Source organism: Xanthomonas sp. NCPPB 1638 (genome assembly GCF_041475635.2).
Taxonomy (GTDB): domain Bacteria; phylum Pseudomonadota; class Gammaproteobacteria; order Xanthomonadales; family Xanthomonadaceae; genus Xanthomonas; species Xanthomonas cucurbitae.
On the sequence record NZ_CM192984.1, the window covers coordinates 2,454,352 to 2,477,032 of the forward strand.

Below are 22,681 nucleotides of genomic sequence, written 5' to 3' on the forward strand. Positions count from 1 at the left end.
CAGGCAGTGCCTTGTAGGGGCGCCCCCGGGCGCGATGGGGCTTTCCCGGTAAGGCTCCTTCGCGCCCGGGTGCGCTCCTACGGTGGAATGCGATGGAATTGGGTCGTTATAACCGCTGTTTGCTATATCGCCAGGAAGTCCAACAGCAGGCAGTGCCTTGTAGGAGCGCCGCAGGGCGCGATGAGGCTTTCCCGGTAATGCTCCATCGCGCCCGGGTGCGCTCCTACGGTGGAATGCGATGGAATTGGGTCGTTATAACCGCTGTTTGCTATATCGCCAGGAAGTCCAACAGCAGGCAGTGCCTTGTAGGAGCGCCGCAGGGCGCGATGAGGCTTTCCCGGTAATGCTCCATCGCGCCCGGGTGCGCTCCTACGGTGGAATGCGTTGGAATTGGGTCGTTACAACGGTCGTTTGCCGGTGTCGCCGGGAATCTCGCGCACCAGCCGGGGCACTAGGTAGCCGGACAGGCGTGTGGCCAGTTCCGCATGCAGGGCGCGGGCGCGGGCATCGTCCACTTCGAAATGCGCCACGCCGGCCACGCGATCGAGCTGGTGCAGGTAATACGGCAGCACGCCGGCGGCGAAGCTGCGTTCGCTCAGCGCGGCCAGCGCTGCCACGCTGTCGTTGACGCCGCGCAGCAGCACGGCCTGGTTGAGCAGCTGCGCGCCAGCGCCACGCAGCGCCTGCATCGCCGTGTCCACCTCGGCATCGAATTCATTGGCATGGTTGGCATGGATCACGAACGCCACCGGCCATGGCAGGCCGCGCAGCCAGGCCAGCAGCGGTGCATCCACGCGCGCCGGCACCACCACCGGCAGGCGGCTGTGGATACGCAGCCGCTTGAGATGCGGGATGGCGGCCAGCGCGTCGGTGAGCTCGACCAGCTTGGGCGTGGCCAGCGACAGCGGGTCACCGCCGGAGAGCAGCACTTCGTCGATGCCGGGGTCGGCTGCGATCGCGGCCACGGCCTCGCGCCAGCCGTCGCGCGCGGCGGTTTCTTCGGCGTAGGGAAAGTGACGGCGGAAGCAGTAACGGCAGTGCACCGCGCAACTGCCGGTGGCGATCAGCAGGGCACGGCCGCGGTATTTCTGGATCACCCCGGATGCGGTCCTGGCCGCAGCATCGCCCACCGCGTCCAGGCCGAAGCCGGGTACCGGCTGCATTTCCGCATCCAGCGGCAGCACCTGGCGCAGCAGGGGATCGTCGAGCTCGCCATGCCGCATCCGTGCCACGAAGGCGTGCGGCACCCGCAGGGGGAACTGCGCGGCGGCCGCGTCGCTGATGCCGGCCGCCTGCACATCCAGCCCCAGCAGCGCTAGCAGCGCGCGCGGGTCGCGCACGGCATCGCGCCATTGCTGCTGCCACCGCGTTGGCGGCAGTGCGGTGGCGGGAGATGGCTGTAAGGCGAGGGGGGCTGCGGTTATCATATGCGGTCACAAAACCAATGCCCGCCGGTTGCGGCGGGCGCCCCATTCTAATCCGACCCGCCATCCCGTGGCGGGTCGTGGTCTATCGAGGAGCTGCACCCATGGCCACTGTTGGCATGAACGACGTCAAGAACGGCATGAAGATCCTGGTCAACAACGAGCCGGCGGTCATCACCGAGACCGAATACGTCAAGCCGGGCAAGGGCCAGGCCTTCACCCGCATGAAGTACCGCTTCATCAAGTCCGGCCGCGTGGTGGAAATGACCATGAAGGCGACCGACGACGTGGAAGTGGCCGACGTGGTCGACACCGACATGCGCTACCTGTACAGCGATGGCGAGTACTGGCACTTCATGGACCCGGAATCCTTCGAGCAGGTGCAGGCCGACAAGGCCGGCATGGGCGGCGCCGAAAAGTGGCTCAAGGGCGAGGAAGACTGCATCGTGACGCTGTGGAACGGCGCGCCGATCTGGGTGCAGCCGCCGAACTTCGTCGAGCTGAAGATCACCGAGACCGACCCGGGCGTGCGCGGCGATACCTCCGGCGGTGGCGGCAAGCCGGCCACATTGGAAACCGGCGCGGTGGTGCGCGTGCCGCTGTTCGTCAACCAGGAAGAAGTCATCAAGGTGGACACCCGCTCGGGCGAATACTCCGCGCGCGTCAAGTAAGATCGTGCGCACGGGACACCGGCGGGCGCGACGCGGTGTCAGGCTTCCGTTGCTGCTGGGCGGCGTGTTGTGGTCGCGTGTGCCGACGCCCCCGGCAGCTGGCCGTCCGGCACTTCACCTTCCATGGATTCGCTCATGACCAATGCTTCCCCAGAACGCTGCGACCTGCTGATCGAAGCCGGCTACGTGGTGCCGATCGAGCCACACGCGGTGGTGCTCGAAGACCATGCGGTGGCGGTGCACCACGGCGTCATCGTGGCGATCCTGCCGACTGCACAAGCACGCGCGCGGTTTGCGCCGACCACGACAGTGTCGCGCCCGGACGCGGCGCTGATGCCGGGGCTGGTCAATGCACATACGCACAACCCGATGACGTTGTTGCGCGGCGTGGCCGATGACCTGCCGTTGATGGTGTGGCTGCAGCAGCACATCTGGCCGGTGGAAGCGGCGGTGATCGGGCCGGAGTTCGTGGCCGACGGCACCACGCTGGCGATTGCCGAAATGCTGCGCGGCGGCACCACCTGCGTCAACGAGAACTATTTCTTTGCCGATGTACAGGCCGCCGTGTACAAAAAACACGGCTTCCGCGCGCTGGTGGGTGCGGTCATCATCGATTTCCCCACGGCCTGGGCGTCCTCGGACGACGAGTATTTCGCACGGGCCGGCGAGCTGCACGATCAGTGGCGCGACGATCCGTTGATCGGTACCGCGTTTGCGCCGCATGCGCCGTATACGGTGAACGACGCCAACTTCGAACGCGTGCGCATGCTGGCCGACCAGCTGGATCTGCCGGTGCATCTGCACACCCATGAAACCGCGCAGGAAGTGGCCGACTCGGTCAAGCAATACGGCCAGCGCCCGCTGGCGCGGCTGGACCGCCTGGGCTTGGTCAACGACCGCCTGATCGCGGTGCACATGACCCAGCTCACCGATGCGGAAATCCATCTGTGCGCCGAGCGCGGCGTGAGCGTGGTGCATTGCCCCGAATCCAACCTCAAGCTGGCATCCGGGTTCTGCCCGGCCTGCGCGTTGCAACGTGCAGGCGTGAACCTGGCCATCGGCACCGACGGCTGCGCCAGCAACAACGACCTGGACATGTTCAGCGAAAACCGCACCGCCGCCATCCTGGCCAAGGCCGTGGCCAACGATGCGACCGCGCTGGATGCGGCCACCACCTTGCGTGCGGCCACCCTGGGCGGCGCGCATGCGCTGGGCTTCGGCGACAGGATCGGCTCGATCGAGGTCGGCAAGCAGGCCGACCTGGTCTGCGTGGATCTGTCGGCCTTGGAAACCCAACCCTTGCATCATGTGCTGTCGCAGCTGATCTACGCCGCCGGCCGTCACCAGGTCACCGATGTGTGGATCGCCGGCAAGCCCAAGCTGGTGCAGCGCGAGCTCATCGACATGGATACCGCGGCGCTGCTCGTCAACGCGCGCCAGTGGCGCGACCGTATCCGCACCGTCCGCGCCTGAGTGCGCGGCATCGACTCACGGAGTTCCGCATGAATCCCGATACTTCCACCGCCCCCGGTAACTTCCGTCAGGCCGAACTGGACAAGTTCGCCGCGTTGGCCAATCGCTGGTGGGACGCCGATGGCCCGCAGAAGCCGCTGCATGCGCTCAATCCGGTGCGCCTGCAGTACGTGTCCGCTCGCCAGGAGCTGGCCGGCGCGCGTGTGCTGGATGTCGGCTGCGGTGGCGGCCTGCTCAGCGAATCGATGGCCCGCCTGGGCGCGCAGGTGACCGCGATCGATCTGGCCCCGGAGCTGGTCAAGGTGGCTCGCCTGCACAGCCTGGAATCGGGCGTGCAGGTGGAGTATCGCGTGCAGTCGGTCGAAGACCTGGCGGCCGAACAGCCGGGCAGTTTCGATGCGGTGACCTGCATGGAGATGCTCGAACACGTGCCGGACCCCACGGCGATCATTCGTGCCTGTGCCAACCTGCTCAAGCCGGGCGGCAGGCTATTCCTGTCCACGCTCAATCGCACGCCGGCCGCATTTGCGCTGGCGGTGGTCGGTGCCGAGTACATTGCGCGCTTGCTGCCCAAGGGGACGCATCACTACAAGGACTTCATCAAGCCATCCGAGCTGGCGGCGTGGTTGCGTGCAGCCGAGCTGCAGCTGGAAGACGTCAGCGGCATGCTGTACGAGCCGTGGCGCAATCGTGCGCGGCTGTCTTCGCGGACCGAGGTCAATTACCTGGCGTCTGCGGTGAGGCCGTGACGGGCGGGGAATCGGGAATCGGGAATCGGGAATCGCAACGGCGGTCTACCGGGGTTTTGATGGATCCCGACGCTGGTCCGGTTGCAGGTCGCCTAGTGATGGCGGTGGTTTTGTGAGGTTTCCGCGGGCGGTGTTGTTTGATCTGGATGGCACCTTGCTGGACAGTGCGCCGGACATGCTGGCGACCGTCAACGCGATGCTGGCGGCGCGGGAGCGTGCGCCGGTGGCGTTGGAACAGCTGCGGCCGGTGGTGTCCAAGGGCGCGCGCGCGATGCTGGGCGTGGCCTTCGCCGAGCTGGATGAGCCGGCGCGCAACGCGCTGGTGCCGGAATTCCTGAGCCGCTACGAAGCCCTGATCGGCACGCAGTCGCAGCTGTTCGACGGTGTCGAAGACCTGCTGGCGCAACTGGAAAGCGCCGGTTGCGTCTGGGGCATCGTCACCAACAAACCCGAATACCTGGCCCGCTTGATCCTGCCGCAACTGGGCTGGCAGCAACGCTGCGCCGTGTTGATCGGCGGCGATACGCTGGCCGAGCGCAAGCCGCACCCGTTGCCGCTGCTGACCGCAGCCCAGCACATCGGCATTGCGCCGGCGCAGTGCGTCTATGTGGGCGACGACGAGCGCGACATTGTCGCTGCGCGTGCAGCGGGCATGCCGTCGGTTGCGGTGTTGTGGGGCTACCGCCTGCACGACGATGTACCGGCGCGCTGGCAGGCCGATGTGCTGGTCGATACGCCGCAGTTGCTGTGGAACCCGGCAGCGTGGCCGCAGACCTGATCCTTTTTTGTTTTTGTCCGGACCCGCCATGAGCCAATCCAGCGCCCTCGACAGTTTTCTCGACAAGTGGGCAAGCCGCTGGCCGGAGTGGTCGGTCGCCGAACCCTTCATTCCCGAACCGCAGCGGCGTGTGACTGCCGCCTGGTTCGCCTTGTTGCAGGAATGGGAAGACATCATGAACATCGCCGGCGACCCATTGCCGGCCGATGCCAAGTTGGCGTGGTGGCAGCAGGAGCTGCGCGACTGGTCCGAGCAGCGCTCGCGGCATCCGCTGGGGCGCGTGTTGGAGCCGGTGCGCGCGCCATGGGCGCAGTTGGCCGATACCTTGCCGGCGATGCAGGCCGCACGCGTGCAGCCCGCCTCGCTTGTGCAGGCGCTGGCGCAATTGCGTGGCTTCGCCGAGGCCGTGGTGGCCGCCGAAGCAGTGCTGTTTGCGCGGACGCAACCCGGCGATGCCGCTGCGGTGGCAGTGCAATGGCTGGATGCACGCCAGCGCGTGGCTGGCGACAGCGCGGCACCTGGCGGTGTCAGTGCCGTGGCCTGGCGCACGCAGTTGTTGCGTGCCTGGCCGCGCAAGCCGGCACTGGCCCGCCCGCACCGCGTCTGGTCGCGGCTGGCGCGGTTGCGCCTGCAACGCGAACTGGCCGGCAAGCCGGCCTACGCGCCACCGGTGCAGCAGTTGTGGCACAGCTGGCGGGCCGCCAGCGGCGCCGACTGAGTACGGCCGGTTTGCCGGTGCGCACGGCAGTGCGCGCCGATCAGATCGGCGAATCCGGCAGCACCGAGCGGAAGGCAATGAAGGCGTCATCGCATTGCAGCGGCGTGCCTGGCCCGGGTGTGCCGTGTAGCTGGACATCGTTGGGTAGCGAGGTTGCCAGCTGATTGTAGAAGCTCACCGGCCCGCCGTTGAACGTGAAATGGACCGCCCCCGGATTGCTGGCGGGCCCACCGAAATGCGGTTGTGCGAACGTGACGTTGCCGCCCTCCAGCACCACATTGTCCAATGCGATGGCAATCGGCCGGGTGCCAGTGGCATCGCGGTACCCGTAGAAGCTCAGTTCGCCGCCGCCAAATTGCGTGGAACCGAGCGAATGCACATTGCTCAGCGAGATGCCGGTGAACTGCGGGATCTTGTCGCGCGTGGCCGGGTTGGCGTAGCTGGCATCCAATACCAACGGACGGGCAACGCCGCGCATGCAGACATTCTCGAAGCGAATATCGTCCACCTGGCCGCCGCGCGAGGCATCGGATTTGATGCGCAATCCATTGGCTGAGTAGGGGTCGCTGACGGCATCGTGCGCATTGAAGCCGTCGATGCTCAAACCGCGCACGGCGATATGGCGCATGCCTGAATCGGTTTCGCTGCCAAGCGAAAACCCATGCGTGTAGTAGAACTGGTTGTAGGCGAACAGCATGTTCTCGGACGCAATGCTGCGCTTGCTGCTTGCATGCGCCTTGATCGCCACGCCGTCGTCGCCGGTGCCGATGTACGAGTACGCCAGCAGCACGTTTTTCGACTGCCCCGGGTCGAAACCATCAGTGTTCTTGGCAGTTTCCGGGGTGAAGCAGGTTGCGTGCGGATTGACATCGGGCGTGCTGCCCGCCGGGCAGTGATAGCCCGGCCGCGAATAGACCAGGCTGGGCGCCAGGATCTTGATACCCCATGCGGTCAGCCCCACCACGTTATCGGTGATGACGTGGAAGTTGGGCGAGTTCTCCAGGGTGATGGCGTATAGCGTTACATCGGTGCTGTTGTCGATCTGCACCAGGCGCGGCACATGCTGGCTCAAACCCTTGGTGACGTTGAGATACGCCAGATCCCACCAGCTGGCCTTGCCGGCATTGGGCCCGGCGGTGAGCGTGCTGCCACCACGGCCGTCGATCTTGCCGGCGCCGACGATGGCGCTGTTGGCGGTGTCGGAAAAATGGATCAGCGGGTTGCACGACTTGGCCTTGTCGCTGGTGGCGGTGCCGCAAGTGCCCAGGCCGTTGTCGTAGTCCTGCGGATTACGCGACGCGAATAGGGTGACGCCGCGGTCGATCCACAGTGTGACACCGCTTTTGATGGTGAGCGGTGCGGTCAGTAGCCCCGATTCGCCCGCATCGCCGGGGACCAGATGCACCGCGCTGCCCGCAGGGCAATCGTCGATGGCGGCCTGCAGGCGCGCGGTATCGCGCTTGGAGCGTGCTGCATCCTGATCGAGCGAATCCAGCGACCCATCAACCGGCACCAGGGCCGCCTTGAGCGTGCTGCAGATCTGCGTTGGCAGCGTCGGTTGCTCGATCACGCCCCAGCGGGTGGAGATGCTGTGCGCGCTATCGGCTTCATCCTGTGCAGACGGTTGCGCGGCGCTGGCCGGGACGGTGATGAGGGCAATCAACGCCAACGTCAGTGGGGCGAGGGTAGGCAAGGTGGATCTGGGTTGCATAGGGAGTGCTCCGGGGGGGCAGGACGGCAGTTGCCCGATCTGCGCACGGCATCGACACGCGTGCATGACAGCGTGCCGGTGCATGCGCCAGCATCGATGTCTTGGTGCTGATCGGTCATGTGGTCGTAAGCGTTGCGCTTTCAGCTGCTGCCCGGTCTTGAATGGGCGAACTCAGCACCGTCTCCCCGAAGACAGTGTCTACATCTGCACGGCAAAGCGGCATGCCCTCACATGCCGTGGGCACGCCCCCTTACAGACTCAGCGGCCCGCGTGCAGACGCGTACGTCAGGAATCGAAATGGCAGACCCCAAAGAGCTACAGGACAAATTCTGGAAGGCCTTGAAGTCCGACCGCACCGTGATGCTGGGCCTGGATGGTGTCGAAGACGGCCATGCGCGGCCGATGACCGCGCAGATCGAAGGCGACAGTGGTGGCCCGATCTGGTTCTTCACCTCCACGGACAATGCCTTGATCTCGATGCTGGGGCAGGGCCGGCGCGTGATTGGTGCTTTCAGTAGCAAGGGACACGATCTGTTTGCCAGCATCAGTGGTTCGTTGCGCGAGGACACCGACCGTGCCGTGATCGATCGCCTGTGGAATCCCTACGTGGCCGCGTGGTACGAAGGCGGCAAGGACGATCCGAAGCTGGCGCTGCTGCGCCTGGATCCCGATCACGCGCAGATCTGGCTCAACGGGTCGAGCCTGCTGGCCGGCATCAAGGTGCTGCTCGGTATCGACCCGAAGCAGGATTACCAGGACAAGGTGGCCGACGTACCGTTGCGCTGAGCACGCAATCAGGCGCGGCGCACGGAATCGTGTGTCGCGCCCGGCTGGTCGCGCCGCTGCGCGCCATTGTCCAGCCGACCATGGCGTTACTTCCCGCGTTCGAGTACCAGCAGGGGATCGATGCGGACGTCGAACCAATTCATCCCCCAATGCAGATGCGGCCCGGTCGCACGCCCCGTAGCGCCCACTGCAGCAATCACCTGGCCTTGCTCCACACGGTCGCCGACCTTGACGTCAATCCGCGACAGATGCAGGAAATTGGAACTGATGCCGAAGCCGTGATCCAGCAGTAGGGTGCCGCCAGTCAGGTACAGGTCCGGCGCGGCGAAGGTGACTACGCCGGCAGCCGGTGCCTTGACCGGGGTGCCGGTCGGCACGGCGATGTCCATGCCGGAATGACCGGCGCCTGGCTGGCCGTTGTACACGCGCGCATTGCCGAAGCGGCCGCTGATCCGCCCCTGCACCGGCCAGATGAACGGCTGCGCAAAATCCGGGCGTGCATCGTCGCGGTCGCGGGCTGCGGTCACCTGGGCCTGTTCGCGCTTGATGCGTTCGGCGATCGCCGCTGGCGGGTTGACCGTCCTGGGCGGAACGCCATTGACGCGCTCGGTTGGCCAGTCGCGCGGTGTCACCGCCACGCTGGCCGTGCGCTGGCTGCCATCGGGCAGGGCGACCTGCACCTGCAACGGGCCAGTGGCATCGCGGCCGATACCGAACACCACGCTGCCATAGCCGCTGACCCGCAGGGTGCGGCCGGCGTACTGCACCTTGCTGCCAGCGGGCACCTTGCCGATCACCATGGCGCCCTGCGACGCGCTGGCGGGAAATACCACGCCGGCATCGTCGGCAGCCTGTGCTTGCGCGTTAGCCGTGCCCAGCAGGGCCGGCGCGAGCGCCAGCCATGCGCCAATCACCACTGCGCGCATCAGCGGTCGAAGGTCAGGCGCTGGCCGGCGGCGCTGCCGACCAACTGCTCGCCGTCCCACACCTGTTGCCCGTTGACCCAGGTCGCGGCGATGCGCGAACGGAACGTGGTGCCCTCGAACGGCGACCAGCCGCACTTGGACAACACCTGCTCGCGCTTCACGGTGAACGGGGTGTTGTCGATCATCACCAGATCGGCGAAGTAGCCTTCGCGCAGGAAGCCGCGCTGTTCCACATCGAACAGCTGCGCCGGTGCGTGCGCGAACTTCTGCACGATGCGGGTAATCGGCAGCTTGCCTTCGTGCACCAGCTCCAGTGCCGCCACCAGTGCGTACTGCACCAGCGGCAGGCCGGAGGGCGCCTGTGCATAGGGCTTCTGCTTCTCTTCCCAGGTGTGCGGGGCATGGTCGGTGGCGAGCACGTCGATCACGTCGTCGGCCAGCGCCTGGATCAGCGCCAGGCGGTCCTCGGGATCCTTGATCGCGGGATTGCACTTGATGAGGTTGCCCAGCCGCGCGTAGTCGCTGCGGTCGAAGCGCAGGAAGTGGATGCAGGTCTCGGCGGTGATGCGCTTGCGCAGCTTGCCGTCGGCATCGACCAGCGGGCCGGCCTCGAACAGCCCCAGCTCGTCGGCGGTGGAGATGTGCAGCACGTGCAGGCGGGTGTTGTGCTTGCGCGCCAACGACACCGCCAGCTGCGAGGACTTCAGGCAGGCCTGGCGCGAGCGGATGTCCGGGTGCATGTCCGGCGTCAACGCATCGCCGTATTTTTCCTTGTACTGCGCCATCGTCGCGTCGATGGTGGGGGTATCTTCGCAGTGGGTGATGATCGGGGTGGGCGCGTCGCGGAAGATGGCGTCCAGCGTCTCGGGATTGTCGACCAGCATGTTGCCGGTGGAGGCGCCCATGAACACCTTGATGCCTGGCGCGGTCTTGGGGTCCAGCGACTGGATGTGGGCCAGGTTGTCGTTGCTGGCGCCCATGTAGAAGCCGTAGTTGGCCCAGGCACGTCCGGCGGCCGCGTCGTACTTGGACTGCAGCGCGGCGGCGTCCAGGGTGGGCGGGTTGGTGTTGGGCATGTCCATGAAGCTGGTCAGGCCACCGGCCACGGCGGCGCCCGATTCGGTGGCGATGTCGCCCTTGTGGGTCAGGCCCGGCTCACGGAAGTGCACCTGGTCGTCGATCATGCCCGGCAACACCCAGCGCCCGGCCGCATCCACCACGGTATCGCCCGGAGCGGGGAGGATCTTGCTGTCGATCTTGGCGATGCGGCCGCTCTCGATCAGGAGATCGGCGTCGAACTCCTTGCTTTCATTGACCAGACGGGCGTTGACGATGAGGGTTCGGCTCATGGATGAGGTCCTTTGCAGCGGCAGGAAGAAGATGAAGTAGGGGACGTGCTCGCATCGGGCACCGGATCCAGGCCGCCCGGATGGAACGGGTGGCAGCGGCCCAGCCGGCGCGCGGCCAGCCAGCATCCACGAAGCGGGCCGAAGCGGGCGATGGCGGTCATCGCGTACTCCGAGCAGCTGGGGACGAACCGGCAGCGTGGCCCGAGCAGGGGGCTGATGAACAGCTTGTAGCCGCGCAACAGCGCGATGAGCAGGCGGGAGATCACTTGCCAATGATATGCCAGTTGCATTAATAGGTGGTTGCCGGGGGGCTGCGGCGTACGTTATAAAGGTCCGCTTTCCCGGGCCCCGGGGGAACCAAGGAAGAGCGTTTCGTGGCTGCTAAAAAACCTGCAAAAAAGGCCGTCCAGGCCGCCAAGAAGTCCGCCAACCCCGCTGCGAAGAAGGCAGTGGCGCCTCCTGCTGCAAAACCGGCCGCCAAGAAGGCGACCACGGTCACCAAGCAGCCGGTCGCCAAGAAGGTTCCTGCCAAGAAGACCGCTGCGAAGGCGCCTGCCACCAAGGCGGCTCCCAAGCCGGTGCCAGCTGCCAAGCCGGTGGCCGCCAAGCCCGCAGCGTCCAAGCCGGTCGCTTACAAGCCCGTGAATCCCGTCGCCAAGAAGACTGCTGCCAAGCCGGCGGCGGTCAAGGCAGCTCCGGCTGCCGCCAAGCCGGCCGCCAGGCCGGTGGCGTCCAAGTCCGTACCGAAGCCGGCTCCCAAGCCGGCTCCGGCCAAGTCAGTCCCGGTCAAGGCTGAGAAGCCCGCGCCCGCACCGGCCCCCAAGGCCGCCCCTGCGAAGCCGGCAAAGCCTGCGACCCCGTCACCTAAGAATCCCGTGCCCGTTTCGAAATCCTCCGCAAAAACCCCAACCAAGACCGAAGCCCCCGCCAAGCCCGCCGTGACCCGTCCGGTCGGCAAGGTGGCCGTGGCCGTGACCTCCAAGCCGTCCAGCCCGACGCCAAAGACCAAGTACAAGGTGGTCGACTACAAGACCGACGAGGCGACTGGCCGGCCGATCCTGCCGCAGGGCTACAAGCCGTCTGCGGACGAGGAGTACATGAGCAAGCTGCAGCAGGAGTACTTCCGTCAGCGCCTGCAGCACTGGCGCAACGAAATGGTGGAGGAGTCCAAGCAGACCATCGAGAACCTGCGTGAAGAAGTGCGCGATATCGGCGACGAAGCCGAACGGGCCACCCGCGAAACCGAGAATTCGCTGGAACTGCGCGCCCGCGACCGTGCACGCAAGCTGATCTCCAAGATCGACAGCACCCTCAAGCGACTGGAAGACGGCGACTACGGCTATTGCGTGGACACCGGCGAAGAAATCGGCCTGGACCGCCTGGAAGCGCGCCTGACCGCCGAGCGCACCATCGACGCCCAGGAGCGCTGGGAGCATCTGCAGAAGCAGCAGGGCGACTGATCCTGGCATGCGCTTGCCGGCATCGTCCGGCCAGATGCACCGAACCCCGGAAACTGGACGCCTGTCCAGTTTCCGGGGTTTTTTTCATGTCGGCAGGTTGGTGGGCGTCTTCGGGCGTCACGCTCGCAGCATCACTGGTTTGCCGCGTCGCGATCACTGCAGCTCGCGCAGGTCCAGCTTGCGCAGGCGCGGCGCCTTCCAGGCGGTGGTCGCCACCACGCCCAGGGTGACGCAGCCGCCGATGACCACCGCCGGCACCAGCCCGACCAGGCGCGCCATCACTCCGTCGTAGAAGGCGCCCAGTTCGTTCGACGAGCCGATGAACAGGCCGTTGATCGACGACACCCGCCCGCGCATCGCATCCGGCGTGGCCAGCTGCAGGATGGTCTGCCGCACCACCACCGAGACGCCATCGCACATGCCGTAGACCAGCAGGATCGCCGCCGACAGCCAGAAGTGGCGCGACAGGCCAAAGGCGATGGTGCAGAGCCCGAAGCCGGCGACCGACAGCAACAGTACCAGCCCGGCGTTGCGTTGCAGCGGGTGGCGCGCCAGCCAGATGCCCACCACGATCGACCCCAGCGCCGGTGCGCCGCGCAGGATGCCCAGGCCTTCCGGGCCGTAGTGCAGGATGTCCTGGATAAAGGCCGGCAGCATCGACACCGCGCCGCCCAGCAGCACCGAGAACATGTCCAGCGCCATCGCGCCCAGCATGATCTGGTTGGACAACACGAACTGCGTGCCCTCGGCGATGCTGCGGAAGATCGGCGCACGCGGGCCGTCGTTGACCGGCTCTTCCACGCGCAACAGCGCCAGCGCCATGATCGCCAACAGTGCCACGCTGGCGGCCACGCCGTAGGCCAGGCCCTTGCCGCCCCAGCCGACCAGCACCCCGCCCAGCGCCGGGCCGATCACCATGCCGGCCTGGAAGGTGACGCTGCCGATGCTGGCGCCGCGTGCGTAGGCGTGACGTGGCAACACGCGTGCGAACAAGGCGTTGTAGACCGGCGACAGGAATGCGCGCGCCGCACCGGTCAGCGCAATGGCCGCGTAGATTGGCCACACCCCTTGCGCCGGCAGCCATCCATGCGTGATCGCCAGCAACAGCAAGGCGGTGCTGACCAGGCCCAGTACCGCCGCCAGGCCGAGCCGCCGCCGTGGCAGATGATCGACCAGGTAGCCGGCAAACGGCGCAATACAGAAGAACGGCAGGATTTCCGCCAGTCCGATCAGGCCCAGCGACAGCGGGTTACGGGTGATCTCGTAGATATGCCAGCCGACGGTGACCGCCACGATCTGGTACGAGAGCATGGCGGCGACGCGATACAACAGCACCAGGCCGAACCCCGGGTACGCGAACAGCGTGCGCAGCGAATCGGCAGCAGACGGCGCTGGTGCGCTCACTGTTGCGCGCGTGCGGTGTCGCGGATGAAGGCCAGCATCGCGGCCACGCCGTTGCTGCGGGTCGGCGACAGGTGCTTGGCCAGGCCGATGCCGGCGATGTAGTCCGGCTCGGTGGCCAGGATGTCCTGCGCGCTACGCCCCGAGTACACCCGCAGCGCGAGATAGATCAGGCCAGACACGATCGCCGAATCGCTGACGGCGTGGAAATCCAGCCGCTCGGCGTTGCCCTCGGGCACGATCCACACCATCGACTGGCAACCGTGCAGGCGGTGTTCTTCGGTCTTCCAGTGTTCCGGGAAGGCGGGCAATTTGCGGCCCAGGTCGATCAGGTACTGGTAGCGCTCGGACCAGTCGCCGAAGAACGAGAATTCGTCGGCAATGGTGGCCTGCGCCTCGGTGGCGGTGGGTTCGAGCGGGAAGGGGGTGGTGGTCATCAAAAATCCAGAATCGTTCGCAAAAATTCAGACGCGTTCGGTCAAAGCCCCTCTCCCTTCGGGAGAGGGGTTGGGGTGAGGGTACGGGCGAAGCCTCGTGGATGGTGCACGTCGCTTCGCCCGTACCCTCATCCGCCCCTGCGGGGCACCTTCTCCCGGCGGGAGAAGGGAGAAGGTCAGGCACGCTTCCAGCGGACGCCTTGTGCGGTGTCTTCCAGCACGATGCCTTCGTCGGCGAGCTGCTTGCGGATGGCATCGGCACGGGCGAAATCCTTGGCCTTCTTCGCGGCGCTGCGTTCCTCGACCAGGGCAGTGATGCGGATATCGTCGCCCGCATCGGTGCCGCGCGAGAACCAGGCGGCTGGGTCCTGCTGGAGCAGCCCCAAGGCCAGGCCGGCGCCGAGCAGCTCGGCCTTGGCCTTCCTCACTGCCAGGTCACTCGTACTGTTCTGCTCGCCATCGGGGTTGCCTGGGGGGGCGACCGCATTGAGTGCTTTTCGCGCCTGGTCAGCGAATTTGGCCAACACCCTGAGGGCCAATGGAGTATTGAGGTCTTCGTTCAACGCCTGCTCGATCTCATCAGGGATCACGGCTTGAACGTCAAAGGCTTTCAAGCGATCCAGGAGTTTGTATAAGCCGTTGAGCCTGTTTGTTTCAGTCTCGATCAACGCATCCGACCAATCCAGTGGCTGTCGGTAATGCGCGCTCAGCAGCGCGCAGCGCAGCGCTTCGGGCGGGTGCCTGGCAATCAGGTCGTGCACGGTTTCGATATTGCCCAGCGACTTGCTCATCTTCGCGCCGCTGAAATTGAGCATGCCGTTGTGCAGCCAGAACCGCGCGAAGGTGGCGCCGCCATGGGCGCATTCGCTCTGTGCGATCTCGTTCTCGTGGTGCGGGAATTGCAGGTCCACGCCGCCGGCATGGATGTCGATGGTGGGGCCCAGATGGGCGGCAGCCATCGCCGAGCATTCGATATGCCAGCCGGGGCGGCCACGGCCCCAGGGTGAGTCCCAGCCAGGCAGCGCGTCGCTGGATGGTTTCCACAGCACGAAATCGCCGGGGTCGCGCTTGTACGGCGCCACGTCCACGCGGGCGCCGGCCAGCATCTCGTCCGGGTCGCGCCGCGACAGCTTGCCGTAGCCCTCGAAGCTGGCTACCGCGAACAGCACATGGCCTTCGGCGGCGTAGGCGTGGTCGCTGGCGATCAGTCGCTCGATCATCGCCACGATGTGCGGGATATGCGCGGTGGCCTCCGGTTCGATGTCCGGCGGCACCACACCGAGCGCGGCCATGTCCTGGCGATAGATCGCGGCGAAGCGGTCGGTGATGGTGGAGATCGGTACGCCCTGCGCCTGCGCGGCGGCGTTGATCTTGTCGTCCACGTCGGTGATGTTGCGCGCGTAGCGCAGCGCACCATAGCGCCGCCGTAGCAACGCGGCCAGCACGTCGAACACCACCGGGCCGCGTGCGTTGCCGATATGCGCGTAGTTGTAGACGGTGGGGCCGCACACGTACAGGGTGGGGCTGGATGGGTCGAGCGGTGCGAACGGCTCGACCCGCCGCGTCAGGTTGTTGTGCAGGCGCAGGCTCATCGGCATCTTGAAGAGGGAGAACCGGTCGATTCTAGCCGGTCGCGGCAGGACGGCGAACCGGTCGCCGGTCCGAGTCTTCGGATGGGCTGTGTTCAGCCCGGAGCGACCCAAGCTCCATACACTTACGTACTGCCTGGCGTGGCCACCTCGGTACAGATGCGACTTCTTCCGTTTCCCCTGTTGTGCGTCTTGGCCTGGCAGGCGATGTCCGTACAAGCGGCAGAGCCGGAGGTCAGGAACCGGGTTGTGGTGATCGAGAACGTCAAGCTGGACTATGCCCAGGTGTTGAACGTGGAGCCGGTGTACCAGACCTTGCGCGCCACCCGGATCGAAGAACAATGCGAAGCTGACCAGGCCGTGTCGGTGGCAGCTTCGCTTGGTGACGACGAAAGTCGCATCAACCGCATGGTGGATTCGGTCAGGGAGATGTTCTCGCGCCGCCCAGAGTCGGTTGCGCCAGCCGCAGTGCCGCCGACCAGTACGCGTCGCAACTGCAAGGTGGTGGAGGTGCCGCGCGAGTTCCGCCGGCCGATCGCCTTCGACGTGGACTACGTCTACAAGGGCACCAAGTACCGCTCGCGGCTGCCCGAAGATCCGGGCAACCGGCTGCGCATTCGCGTCTCGGTGACCCCGTACATTCCCGACGCCATCGTCGCGCCGCCACGGTGAGTGGCGTAGCGGTTGCGCCGTGACCGCATGCGTGCGAGGATTCGCGCCCTATGCAAGCAAACGCCTTTCAGCACGACACCAGCGCCGCCCGGATGGCCTCCGGCATGACCTCGCGTGCCCGCCGACCGGAATCCCACATTTTCGCTGGGTAACCGGGGCGTTTTGCTGCCTGTTTTCGAAAACCCAGCCCTCAGGCTGGGTTTTTTCGTTTTGGCGTCACAAAAGTTTCAACCGCAAGAAACGCGCATGTCGCGCACCCCGTCGCTCCCGGCGGACCACGCAGCAGAAGTACGCAGCAAAGGATCGATCGATGTCACTGAAGCACTTCTTGAACACCCAGGACTGGAGTCGCGCCGAACTGGACGCGCTGCTGACCCAGGCCGCGCTGTTCAAACGCAATAAGCTGGGAAGCGAGCTGAAGGGAAAATCGATCGCGCTGGTGTTCTTCAACCCGTCCATGCGCACCCGCACCAGCTTTGAGCTGGGTGCGTTCCAGCTCGGCGGGCATGCGGTGGTGCTGCAGCCGGGCAAGGATGCGTGGCCGATCGAGTTCAATCTGGGCACGGTGATGGATGGCGACACCGAAGAGCACATCGCCGAAGTGGCGCGCGTGCTCGGCCGCTATGTCGATCTGATCGGCGTGCGCGCGTTTCCGAAGTTCGTCGACTGGTCCAAGGACCGCGAGGACCAGGTGCTCAAGAGCTTCGCCAGGTATTCGCCGGTGCCGGTGATCAACATGGAGACCATCACCCACCCGTGCCAGGAACTGGCGCATGTGCTGGCGCTGCAGGAACACTTCGGTACGCCGGATCTGCGTGGAAAGAAGTACGTGTTGACCTGGACCTATCACCCCAAGCCGCTCAACACCGCGGTGGCCAATTCCGCGCTGACGATTGCAACGCGCATGGGCATGGACGTGACCTTGTTGTGCCCGACGCCAGACTACATCCTGGACCAGCGCTACATGGACTGGGCGGCACAGAACGTGGCCGAGAGCGGCGGCTCGCTGCAGGTGAGCCACGATATCGACAGTGCCTACGCCGGTGCCGACGTGGTGTACGCCAAGAGCTGGGGCGCGCTGCCGTTCTTCGGCAACTGGGAGCCGGAAAAGCCGATCCGCGACCAGTACCAGCACTTCATCGTCGACGAGGCCAAGATGGCGCTGACCAACAACGGCGTGTTCTCGCATTGCCTGCCACTGCGTCGCAACGTCAAGGCCACCGACGCGGTGATGGATTCGCCCAACTGCATCGCCATCAACGAGGCGGAGAACCGACTGCATGTGCAGAAGGCGATCATGGCGGCGCTTGCGTCGCAAGCGGGAATAGGGAATCGGGATTAGAGAATCGCAACAGCAACACCCTTGGCCCCCACCTTTACGTACTAAGGAACATTGATGAGCGCTGCTTCCACCAATCCCGAATCCCCACTCTCCACTCCCGGCACCAAGGACATCGTCCTGGCGTTCTCCGGTGGTCTCGATACCAGCTTCTGCATTCCGTATCTGCAGGAGCGTGGTTATGCGGTGCATACCGTGTTCGCCGATACCGGAGGGGTGGATGCCGAAGAGCGTGACTTCATCGAGAAGCGTGCCGCCGAGCTGGGCGCGGCCAGCCATGTCACTGTCGATGGTGGCCCGGCAATCTGGGAAGGCTTCGTCAAGCCGTTCGTGTGGGCGGGCGAGGGCTACCAGGGCCAGTATCCGTTGCTGGTGTCCGACCGTTACCTGATCGTCGATGCCGCGCTCAAGCGCGCCGAAGAGCTGGGCACACGCAGCATTGCCCACGGTTGCACCGGCATGGGTAACGACCAGGTGCGTTTCGACCTGGCGGTGAAGGCGTTGGGCGACTACCAGATCGTGGCGCCGATCCGCGAAATCCAGAAGGAACACACCCAGACCCGTGCCTACGAACAGAAGTATCTGGAAGCGCGCGGTTTTGGCGTGCGTGCCAAGCAGCAGGCCTACACCATCAACGAGAATCTGCTGGGCCTGACCATGTCCGGCGGCGAGATTGATCGCTGGGAAGCGCCGGGTGAGGGCGCGCGTGGCTGGTGCGCGCCGCGCAGCGAATGGCCGGCCGACGCGCTGAGCGTGACCCTGAAGTTCGTCGAAGGCGAAGCGGTGGAATTGGACGGCAAGGTGCTGCCCGGCGAGCAGATCCTGGCCCGCCTCAACAAGCTGTTCGCGCCCTACGGCGTGGGCCGTGGTGTCTACACCGGCGATACCGTGATCGGCTTGAAGGGCCGCATCGTGTTCGAAGCGCCTGGCCTGATCTCGTTGCTCACCGCGCATCGCGCGCTGGAAGATGCAGTGCTGACCAAGCAGCAGAACCGCTTCAAGCCGGACGTGGCGCGCAAGTGGGTGGAGCTGGTGTATGAGGGCTTCTATCACGACCCGCTCAAGACCGACATCGAGGCGTTCCTGAAGTCGTCGCAGTCCAAGGTCAACGGCGAGGTCACGCTGGAAACCCGTGGTGGCCGCGTCGATGCGGTGGCGGTGCGTTCGCCGCTCCTGCTCAACACCAAGGGCGCGACCTACGCGCAGTCGGCCGATTGGGGCGTGGAAGAGGCCGAAGGCTTCATCAAGCTGTTCGGGATGAGCTCGACGGTGTATGCGCAGGTGAATCGCTGAACCCGGCATGCAGGTGCCTTGATGCTGACTGCAAGTTCCTTCTCCCGCGTGCGGGAGAAGGTGGCGCGTAGCGCCGGATGAGGGCGAGGCTGTGGCACTGCCCCCATCCGCCCTTCGGGCACCTTCCCCTGCGGGCGGGGGAAGGGTTGTATGACGTAAAAAACTATTCCCCATCCGGCCACACGCCACCACGCTGCCCGACGCAACCAGACGCAATCAATGACCACACTGCTCGACAACACGCTGACCCACCTGGAGACCCTGGTGTCCTTCGACACCCGCAACCCGCCGCGCGCGATCACCACCGCCGGCATCTTCGATTACCTGCGCGCGCAGTTGCCCGGCTTCCAGGTCGAGGTGATCGACCACGGTGCCGGGGCGGTGAGCCTGTATGCGGTGCGTGGAAATCCAACGTATCTGTTCAACGTGCATCTGGACACCGTGCCGGATTCGCCGCACTGGAGTGCCGACCCACACGTGATGCGGCGCACCGAGGACCGCGTGATCGGCCTGGGTGTCTGCGACATCAAGGGTGCAGCGGCGGCGCTGGTGGCAGCGGCCAATGCCGGCGACGGCGATGCGGCGTTTCTGTTTTCCTCTGACGAAGAAGCCAACGATCCGCGCTGTATTGCGGCGTTCCTGGCGCGTGGATTGCCGTATGAAGCGGTGCTGGTGGCCGAGCCGACCATGAGTGAGGCGGTGCTGGCACATCGCGGCATCAGCTCGGTGTTGATGCGCTTTGCCGGCCGCGCCGGGCATGCCTCGGGCAGGCAGGACCCATCTGCCAGCGCGCTGCACCAGGCAATGCGCTGGGGCGGCAAGGCGCTGGAGCATGTCGATTCATTGGCACATGCACGCTTCGGCGGGCTGACCGGCCTGCGCTTCAATATCGGCCGCGTCGATGGCGGCATCAAGGCCAATATGATCGCGCCGGCGGCCGAGCTGCGCTTCGGTTTTCGACCGCTGCCATCGATGGAGGTGGATGGCCTGCTGGCGACCTTCGCCGGGTTTGCCGACCCTGCAGCGGCGCATTTCGAAGAAACCTTTCGCGGCCCGAGCCTGCCGTCCGGTGATGTTGCGCGCGCCGAAGAGCGCCGCCTGGCCGCGCGCGACGTGGCCGACGCGCTGGACCTGCCGATCGGCAACGCCGTGGACTTCTGGACCGAGGCCTCGCTGTTCTCCGCCGGCGGCTACACCGCGCTGGTCTACGGCCCGGGCGACATCGCCCAGGCGCACACCGCCGATGAGTTTGTGACGCTGGAGCAGTTGCAGCGTTATGCCGACTCGGTCCATCGCATCATCAACGGTTCCCGCTAAACCGACCCTTGCGCCTGGCGCTTCCTTCCTCTTTCGAACACGGCAATGTCCTTCCCAGCACAGCCCCACAAACAGACCCGCCAGACCATCGTGCGCCTGCTTTCGAGCATGGCCAGCGCGAAGGAAATCAGCCAGTACCTCAAGCGGTTTTCGCAGCTCGACGCCAAGCGCTTTGCGGTGGTCAAGGTGGGCGGGGCGGTATTGCGCGACGATCTGGAAGCGCTGACCTCGTCGCTGTCGTTCCTGCAGGAAGTGGGGCTGACCCCGATCGTGCTGCATGGCGCAGGTCCGCAGCTGGATGCCGAACTGTCGGCCGCCGGCATCGAAAAGCAGACCGTCAACGGCTTGCGGGTCACCTCGCCCGAAGCGCTGGCGATCGTGCGCAAGGTGTTCCAGGCCTCCAACCTCAAGCTGGTAGAAGCGCTGCAGCAAAACGGCGCGCGCGCCACTTCCATCACCGGCGGCGTGTTCGAGGCGCAGTACCTGGATCGCGAGACCTATGGCCTGGTGGGTGAGGTCAAGGCGGTCAACCTGGCACCGATCGAAGCCAGCCTGCAGGCCGGTTCGATCCCGGTGATCACCAGCCTGGGCGAAACGCCCAGCGGGCAGATCCTCAACGTCAACGCGGATTTTGCCGCCAACGAATTGGTGCAGGAGCTGCAGCCGTACAAGATCATTTTCCTCACTGGCACCGGCGGCCTGCTGGATGCCGATGGCAAGCTGATCGATTCGATCAACCTGTCCACCGAGTACGACCACCTGATGCAGCAGCCGTGGATCAACGGCGGCATGCGGGTGAAGATCGAACAGATCAAGGACCTGCTCGACCGGCTGCCGCTGGAGTCGTCGGTGTCCATCACCCGGCCGGCGGACCTGGCCAAGGAACTGTTCACCCACAAGGGCTCCGGCACGCTGGTCCGGCGCGGCGAGCGCGTGCTGCGCGCCGCCTCCTGGGACGAACTGGATCTGCCACGGCTCAAGTCGCTGATCGAATCCAGCTTCGGCCGCACCCTGGTGCCGGACTATTTTTCCAACACCACGCTATTGCGTGCCTACGTCAGCGAAAACTATCGCGCTGCGGTCATCCTCACCGACGAAGGCCAGCTCGGCGAAGGCCGGCTGACCTATCTGGACAAGTTTGCCGTGCTCGACGACGCGCAGGGCGAAGGCCTGGGCCGGGCAGTGTGGAACGTGATGCGCGAAGAAACACCGCAACTGTTCTGGCGCTCGCGCCACAACAACCAGGTCAATATCTTCTACTACGCCGAATCCGACGGCTGCATCAAGCAGGAGAAGTGGAAGGTGTTCTGGTACGGGCTGGAGACCTTCGAGCAGATCCAGCACTGCGTGGCGCATTGCGCCACCCGTCAGCCGACCTTGCTGGGCTGAGCGCGATGACCCTCTCGCGGACGGCCTTCGCACGGTTGGGCACACAGCGGGACGGGGTGTTGCGCAATCACATCCGCCACGCCGACGGAACGCCGCGCGATACCGTGGTGTTCTCCATCATCGATACGGAATGGGCCGGGGTCAAACGCCACCTGCCGTTCCGCCTGGAAGCAAACGCATGAGTGTTCAAGCAACTACCACTATCGGCATTGTCGGCGCCCGCGGGCATACCGGTTCGGAACTGATCCGGCTGGTGGCGGCGCACCCGCATCTGCAGCTGGTTTTCGTGTCCTCGCGCGAACTGGCCGGGCAGGCCGTGGCCGACCACAACGACGGCTATCGCGGCGACTTGCGGTTCGAAAGTCTGGACGCCGACGCGGTGGCCGCCAAGGCGGCCGACGTGGTGATCCCGGCACTGCCCAATGGCAAGGCCGAACCGTTCGTGGCCGCGATCAATGCGGCCAAGCCGCAGACGCTGGTGATCGATCTATCCGCCGACTATCGCTTCGATCCGGGCTGGTATTACGGCCTGCCCGAACTCACCCGTGCGGGTTATGCCGGGCAACGGCGCATCAGCAATCCGGGGTGCTACGCCACTGCCATGCAGCTGGTGATCGCGCCGCTGCTGGATCAGCTGGCCGGCCCGCCGCAGTGCTTCGGCGTGTCCGGCTATTCCGGTGCCGGCACCACGCCCTCGGACAAGAACAACCCCGAGCTGCTCGCCGACAACCTGATGCCGTATGCGCTGACCAACCACATGCACGAGCGCGAAGTCTCCGCCCAGCTCGGTGTGCCGGTGGAATTCATGCCGCATGTGGCGCCGCATTTTCGTGGCATCACCATGACCGTCAATGCCTGGCTGCAGCAGCCGCTGACGCGCGAGCAGCTGCAGGCCCGCTATGCGCAGCGCTACGCCGATGCGCCGCTGATCGAGTTGGTGGACGAGGCGCCCTGGGTCAGCCGCATCGCCGGCCGGCACGGCGTGCAGATCGGCGGCATCACCCTGGCGCCTGGCAACAAGCGGGTGGTGGTGGTGGCGACGCTGGACAACCTGCTCAAGGGCGCGGCGACGCAGGCGATGCAGAATCTCAACCTGGCGTTTGGCTGGGACGAATTGACCTCGATTCGTTGATGCGAGTCCCTCGCAAAAGCCCGCACCTCTATGATGCGAGTCCCTCGCAAGAGCCCGCACATCCATG

At 65.6% G+C, this 22,681-nt stretch carries 21 protein-coding genes and 1 pseudogene; 14 read left to right on the forward strand and 8 right to left on the reverse strand.

What is annotated here, in order from left to right:
* Positions 1-398: 398 nt before the first annotated feature.
* Positions 399-1,427 carry an EF-P beta-lysylation protein EpmB gene (epmB, locus tag ACCQ13_RS10600; RefSeq protein ID WP_104603223.1) on the reverse strand — a complete coding sequence of 343 codons (1,029 nt, stop codon included), beginning with the start codon at positions 1,425-1,427 and terminating at the stop codon, positions 399-401.
* Positions 1,428-1,528: 101 nt separating this feature from the next.
* Between epmB and efp the strand changes: the two genes are divergently transcribed.
* The 5 genes from efp to ACCQ13_RS10625 all read left to right on the forward strand — a co-directional run bounded on the left by efp (position 1,529) and on the right by ACCQ13_RS10625 (position 5,813).
* Positions 1,529-2,095 (forward strand): elongation factor P, encoded by a 567-nt coding sequence (efp, locus tag ACCQ13_RS10605; RefSeq protein ID WP_104603224.1) that lies wholly within the window; start codon positions 1,529-1,531, stop codon positions 2,093-2,095.
* A gap of 135 nt (positions 2,096-2,230) precedes the next feature.
* The gene (locus ACCQ13_RS10610; RefSeq protein ID WP_167526892.1) at positions 2,231-3,568 is read left to right on the forward strand and encodes a TRZ/ATZ family hydrolase; all 1,338 of its coding nucleotides are present in this window, start codon (positions 2,231-2,233) and stop codon (positions 3,566-3,568) included.
* Between the two features lie 29 nt (positions 3,569-3,597).
* Positions 3,598-4,317: a bifunctional 2-polyprenyl-6-hydroxyphenol methylase/3-demethylubiquinol 3-O-methyltransferase UbiG gene (ubiG, locus tag ACCQ13_RS10615; protein ID WP_104603226.1), complete on the forward strand. Its 720-nt coding sequence runs from the start codon at positions 3,598-3,600 to the stop codon at positions 4,315-4,317.
* Positions 4,318-4,429: 112 nt separating this feature from the next.
* Positions 4,430-5,095, forward strand: a complete 666-nt coding sequence (locus tag ACCQ13_RS10620; protein ID WP_104603227.1) for a phosphoglycolate phosphatase — start codon at positions 4,430-4,432, stop codon at positions 5,093-5,095.
* A 28-nt stretch (positions 5,096-5,123) separates the two neighbouring features.
* Positions 5,124-5,813: an isoprenoid biosynthesis enzyme family protein gene (locus ACCQ13_RS10625; RefSeq protein ID WP_104603228.1), complete on the forward strand. Its 690-nt coding sequence runs from the start codon at positions 5,124-5,126 to the stop codon at positions 5,811-5,813.
* A 40-nt stretch (positions 5,814-5,853) separates the two neighbouring features.
* On the opposite strand, the gene ACCQ13_RS10630 is transcribed toward ACCQ13_RS10625, so the two are convergent.
* Positions 5,854-7,524 carry a glycoside hydrolase family 28 protein gene (locus ACCQ13_RS10630; protein WP_104603229.1) on the reverse strand — a complete coding sequence of 557 codons (1,671 nt, stop codon included), beginning with the start codon at positions 7,522-7,524 and terminating at the stop codon, positions 5,854-5,856.
* 297 nt (positions 7,525-7,821) lie between these two features.
* Between ACCQ13_RS10630 and ACCQ13_RS10635 the strand changes: the two genes are divergently transcribed.
* A complete protein-coding gene (locus tag ACCQ13_RS10635; RefSeq protein WP_104603230.1) occupies positions 7,822-8,310 on the forward strand; it encodes a pyridoxamine 5'-phosphate oxidase family protein in 489 nt (162 codons plus the stop codon).
* Positions 8,311-8,396: 86 nt separating this feature from the next.
* On the opposite strand, the gene ACCQ13_RS10640 is transcribed toward ACCQ13_RS10635, so the two are convergent.
* The 3 genes from ACCQ13_RS10640 to yidD are packed head-to-tail and all read right to left on the reverse strand — an operon-like array spanning position 8,397 to position 10,875.
* Complete coding sequence (locus ACCQ13_RS10640; RefSeq protein ID WP_167526893.1) at positions 8,397-9,236, reverse strand: M23 family metallopeptidase; 840 nt, start codon at positions 9,234-9,236, stop codon at positions 8,397-8,399.
* The gene (locus tag ACCQ13_RS10645; RefSeq protein ID WP_159407162.1) at positions 9,236-10,585 is read right to left on the reverse strand and encodes a dihydroorotase; all 1,350 of its coding nucleotides are present in this window, start codon (positions 10,583-10,585) and stop codon (positions 9,236-9,238) included. Before ACCQ13_RS10645 ends, ACCQ13_RS10640 begins: the two co-directional genes overlap by 1 nt.
* Positions 10,582-10,875 carry a membrane protein insertion efficiency factor YidD gene (gene yidD, locus ACCQ13_RS10650; protein ID WP_372372027.1) on the reverse strand — a complete coding sequence of 98 codons (294 nt, stop codon included), beginning with the start codon at positions 10,873-10,875 and terminating at the stop codon, positions 10,582-10,584. The genes ACCQ13_RS10645 and yidD overlap by 4 nt, the downstream gene beginning before the upstream one ends.
* 84 nt (positions 10,876-10,959) lie before the next feature.
* Here yidD and dksA point away from each other — a divergent pair, with 84 nt between their 5' ends.
* On the forward strand, positions 10,960-12,045 hold the full coding sequence (gene dksA / locus ACCQ13_RS10655; RefSeq protein ID WP_372372028.1) for an RNA polymerase-binding protein DksA: 1,086 nt from the start codon (positions 10,960-10,962) through the stop codon (positions 12,043-12,045).
* Between the two features lie 153 nt (positions 12,046-12,198).
* On the opposite strand, the gene ACCQ13_RS10660 is transcribed toward dksA, so the two are convergent.
* The 3 genes from ACCQ13_RS10660 to cysS all read right to left on the reverse strand — a co-directional run bounded on the left by ACCQ13_RS10660 (position 12,199) and on the right by cysS (position 15,475).
* Positions 12,199-13,449, reverse strand: a complete 1,251-nt coding sequence (locus tag ACCQ13_RS10660) for an MFS transporter (protein WP_372372030.1) — start codon at positions 13,447-13,449, stop codon at positions 12,199-12,201.
* A complete protein-coding gene (locus ACCQ13_RS10665; RefSeq protein ID WP_372372031.1) occupies positions 13,446-13,883 on the reverse strand; it encodes a SufE family protein in 438 nt (145 codons plus the stop codon). Before ACCQ13_RS10665 ends, ACCQ13_RS10660 begins: the two co-directional genes overlap by 4 nt.
* A 176-nt stretch (positions 13,884-14,059) precedes the next feature.
* Positions 14,060-15,475 carry a cysteine--tRNA ligase gene (gene cysS, locus ACCQ13_RS10670; protein ID WP_167526895.1) on the reverse strand — a complete coding sequence of 472 codons (1,416 nt, stop codon included), beginning with the start codon at positions 15,473-15,475 and terminating at the stop codon, positions 14,060-14,062.
* A gap of 156 nt (positions 15,476-15,631) precedes the next feature.
* On the opposite strand from cysS, the gene ACCQ13_RS10675 reads away from it, so the two are divergent.
* The 7 genes and pseudogenes from ACCQ13_RS10675 to argC all read left to right on the forward strand — a co-directional run bounded on the left by ACCQ13_RS10675 (position 15,632) and on the right by argC (position 22,614).
* Positions 15,632-16,144 (forward strand): hypothetical protein, encoded by a 513-nt coding sequence (locus ACCQ13_RS10675; RefSeq protein ID WP_104603279.1) that lies wholly within the window; start codon positions 15,632-15,634, stop codon positions 16,142-16,144.
* A 310-nt stretch (positions 16,145-16,454) separates the two neighbouring features.
* A complete protein-coding gene (locus tag ACCQ13_RS10680) occupies positions 16,455-17,486 on the forward strand; it encodes an N-acetylornithine carbamoyltransferase (RefSeq protein ID WP_104603237.1) in 1,032 nt (343 codons plus the stop codon).
* Between the two features lie 54 nt (positions 17,487-17,540).
* Positions 17,541-18,776 (forward strand): argininosuccinate synthase, encoded by a 1,236-nt coding sequence (locus ACCQ13_RS10685; RefSeq protein ID WP_372372033.1) that lies wholly within the window; start codon positions 17,541-17,543, stop codon positions 18,774-18,776.
* Between the two features lie 219 nt (positions 18,777-18,995).
* Entirely contained in the window at positions 18,996-20,093 is a 1,098-nt protein-coding gene (locus tag ACCQ13_RS10690) for an acetylornithine deacetylase (protein WP_159407167.1), read from the forward strand.
* A 45-nt stretch (positions 20,094-20,138) separates the two neighbouring features.
* Positions 20,139-21,482: an acetylglutamate kinase gene (locus ACCQ13_RS10695; protein ID WP_159407168.1), complete on the forward strand. Its 1,344-nt coding sequence runs from the start codon at positions 20,139-20,141 to the stop codon at positions 21,480-21,482.
* Positions 21,483-21,496: 14 nt separating this feature from the next.
* Positions 21,497-21,664: pseudogene (locus ACCQ13_RS10700) on the forward strand (GNAT family N-acetyltransferase); the annotation flags it as partial.
* Entirely contained in the window at positions 21,661-22,614 is a 954-nt protein-coding gene (argC, locus tag ACCQ13_RS10705; RefSeq protein ID WP_159407169.1) for an N-acetyl-gamma-glutamyl-phosphate reductase, read from the forward strand. The pseudogene ACCQ13_RS10700 and the gene argC, both read left to right, overlap by 4 nt.
* Positions 22,615-22,681: the final 67 nt, after the last annotated feature.

Bases quoted from the DNA above. Each gene is read 5' to 3' on its own strand.
- epmB (WP_104603223.1), bottom strand. From the start codon at position 1,427: ATGATAACCGCAGCCCCCCTCGCCTTACAGCCATCTCCCGCCACCGCA.
- efp (WP_104603224.1), top strand. From the start codon at position 1,529: ATGGCCACTGTTGGCATGAACGACGTCAAGAACGGCATGAAGATCCTG.
- ACCQ13_RS10610 (WP_167526892.1), top strand. From the start codon at position 2,231: ATGACCAATGCTTCCCCAGAACGCTGCGACCTGCTGATCGAAGCCGGC.
- ubiG (WP_104603226.1), top strand. From the start codon at position 3,598: ATGAATCCCGATACTTCCACCGCCCCCGGTAACTTCCGTCAGGCCGAA.
- ACCQ13_RS10625 (WP_104603228.1), top strand. From the start codon at position 5,124: ATGAGCCAATCCAGCGCCCTCGACAGTTTTCTCGACAAGTGGGCAAGC.
- ACCQ13_RS10630 (WP_104603229.1), bottom strand. From the start codon at position 7,524: ATGCAACCCAGATCCACCTTGCCTACCCTCGCCCCACTGACGTTGGCG.
- ACCQ13_RS10635 (WP_104603230.1), top strand. From the start codon at position 7,822: ATGGCAGACCCCAAAGAGCTACAGGACAAATTCTGGAAGGCCTTGAAG.
- ACCQ13_RS10640 (WP_167526893.1), bottom strand. From the start codon at position 9,236: ATGCGCGCAGTGGTGATTGGCGCATGGCTGGCGCTCGCGCCGGCCCTG.
- ACCQ13_RS10645 (WP_159407162.1), bottom strand. From the start codon at position 10,585: ATGAGCCGAACCCTCATCGTCAACGCCCGTCTGGTCAATGAAAGCAAG.
- yidD (WP_372372027.1), bottom strand. From the start codon at position 10,875: ATGCAACTGGCATATCATTGGCAAGTGATCTCCCGCCTGCTCATCGCG.
- ACCQ13_RS10665 (WP_372372031.1), bottom strand. From the start codon at position 13,883: ATGACCACCACCCCCTTCCCGCTCGAACCCACCGCCACCGAGGCGCAG.
- cysS (WP_167526895.1), bottom strand. From the start codon at position 15,475: ATGAGCCTGCGCCTGCACAACAACCTGACGCGGCGGGTCGAGCCGTTC.
- ACCQ13_RS10675 (WP_104603279.1), top strand. From the start codon at position 15,632: ATGCGACTTCTTCCGTTTCCCCTGTTGTGCGTCTTGGCCTGGCAGGCG.
- ACCQ13_RS10680 (WP_104603237.1), top strand. From the start codon at position 16,455: ATGTCACTGAAGCACTTCTTGAACACCCAGGACTGGAGTCGCGCCGAA.
- ACCQ13_RS10685 (WP_372372033.1), top strand. From the start codon at position 17,541: ATGAGCGCTGCTTCCACCAATCCCGAATCCCCACTCTCCACTCCCGGC.
- ACCQ13_RS10690 (WP_159407167.1), top strand. From the start codon at position 18,996: ATGACCACACTGCTCGACAACACGCTGACCCACCTGGAGACCCTGGTG.
- ACCQ13_RS10695 (WP_159407168.1), top strand. From the start codon at position 20,139: ATGTCCTTCCCAGCACAGCCCCACAAACAGACCCGCCAGACCATCGTG.
- argC (WP_159407169.1), top strand. From the start codon at position 21,661: ATGAGTGTTCAAGCAACTACCACTATCGGCATTGTCGGCGCCCGCGGG.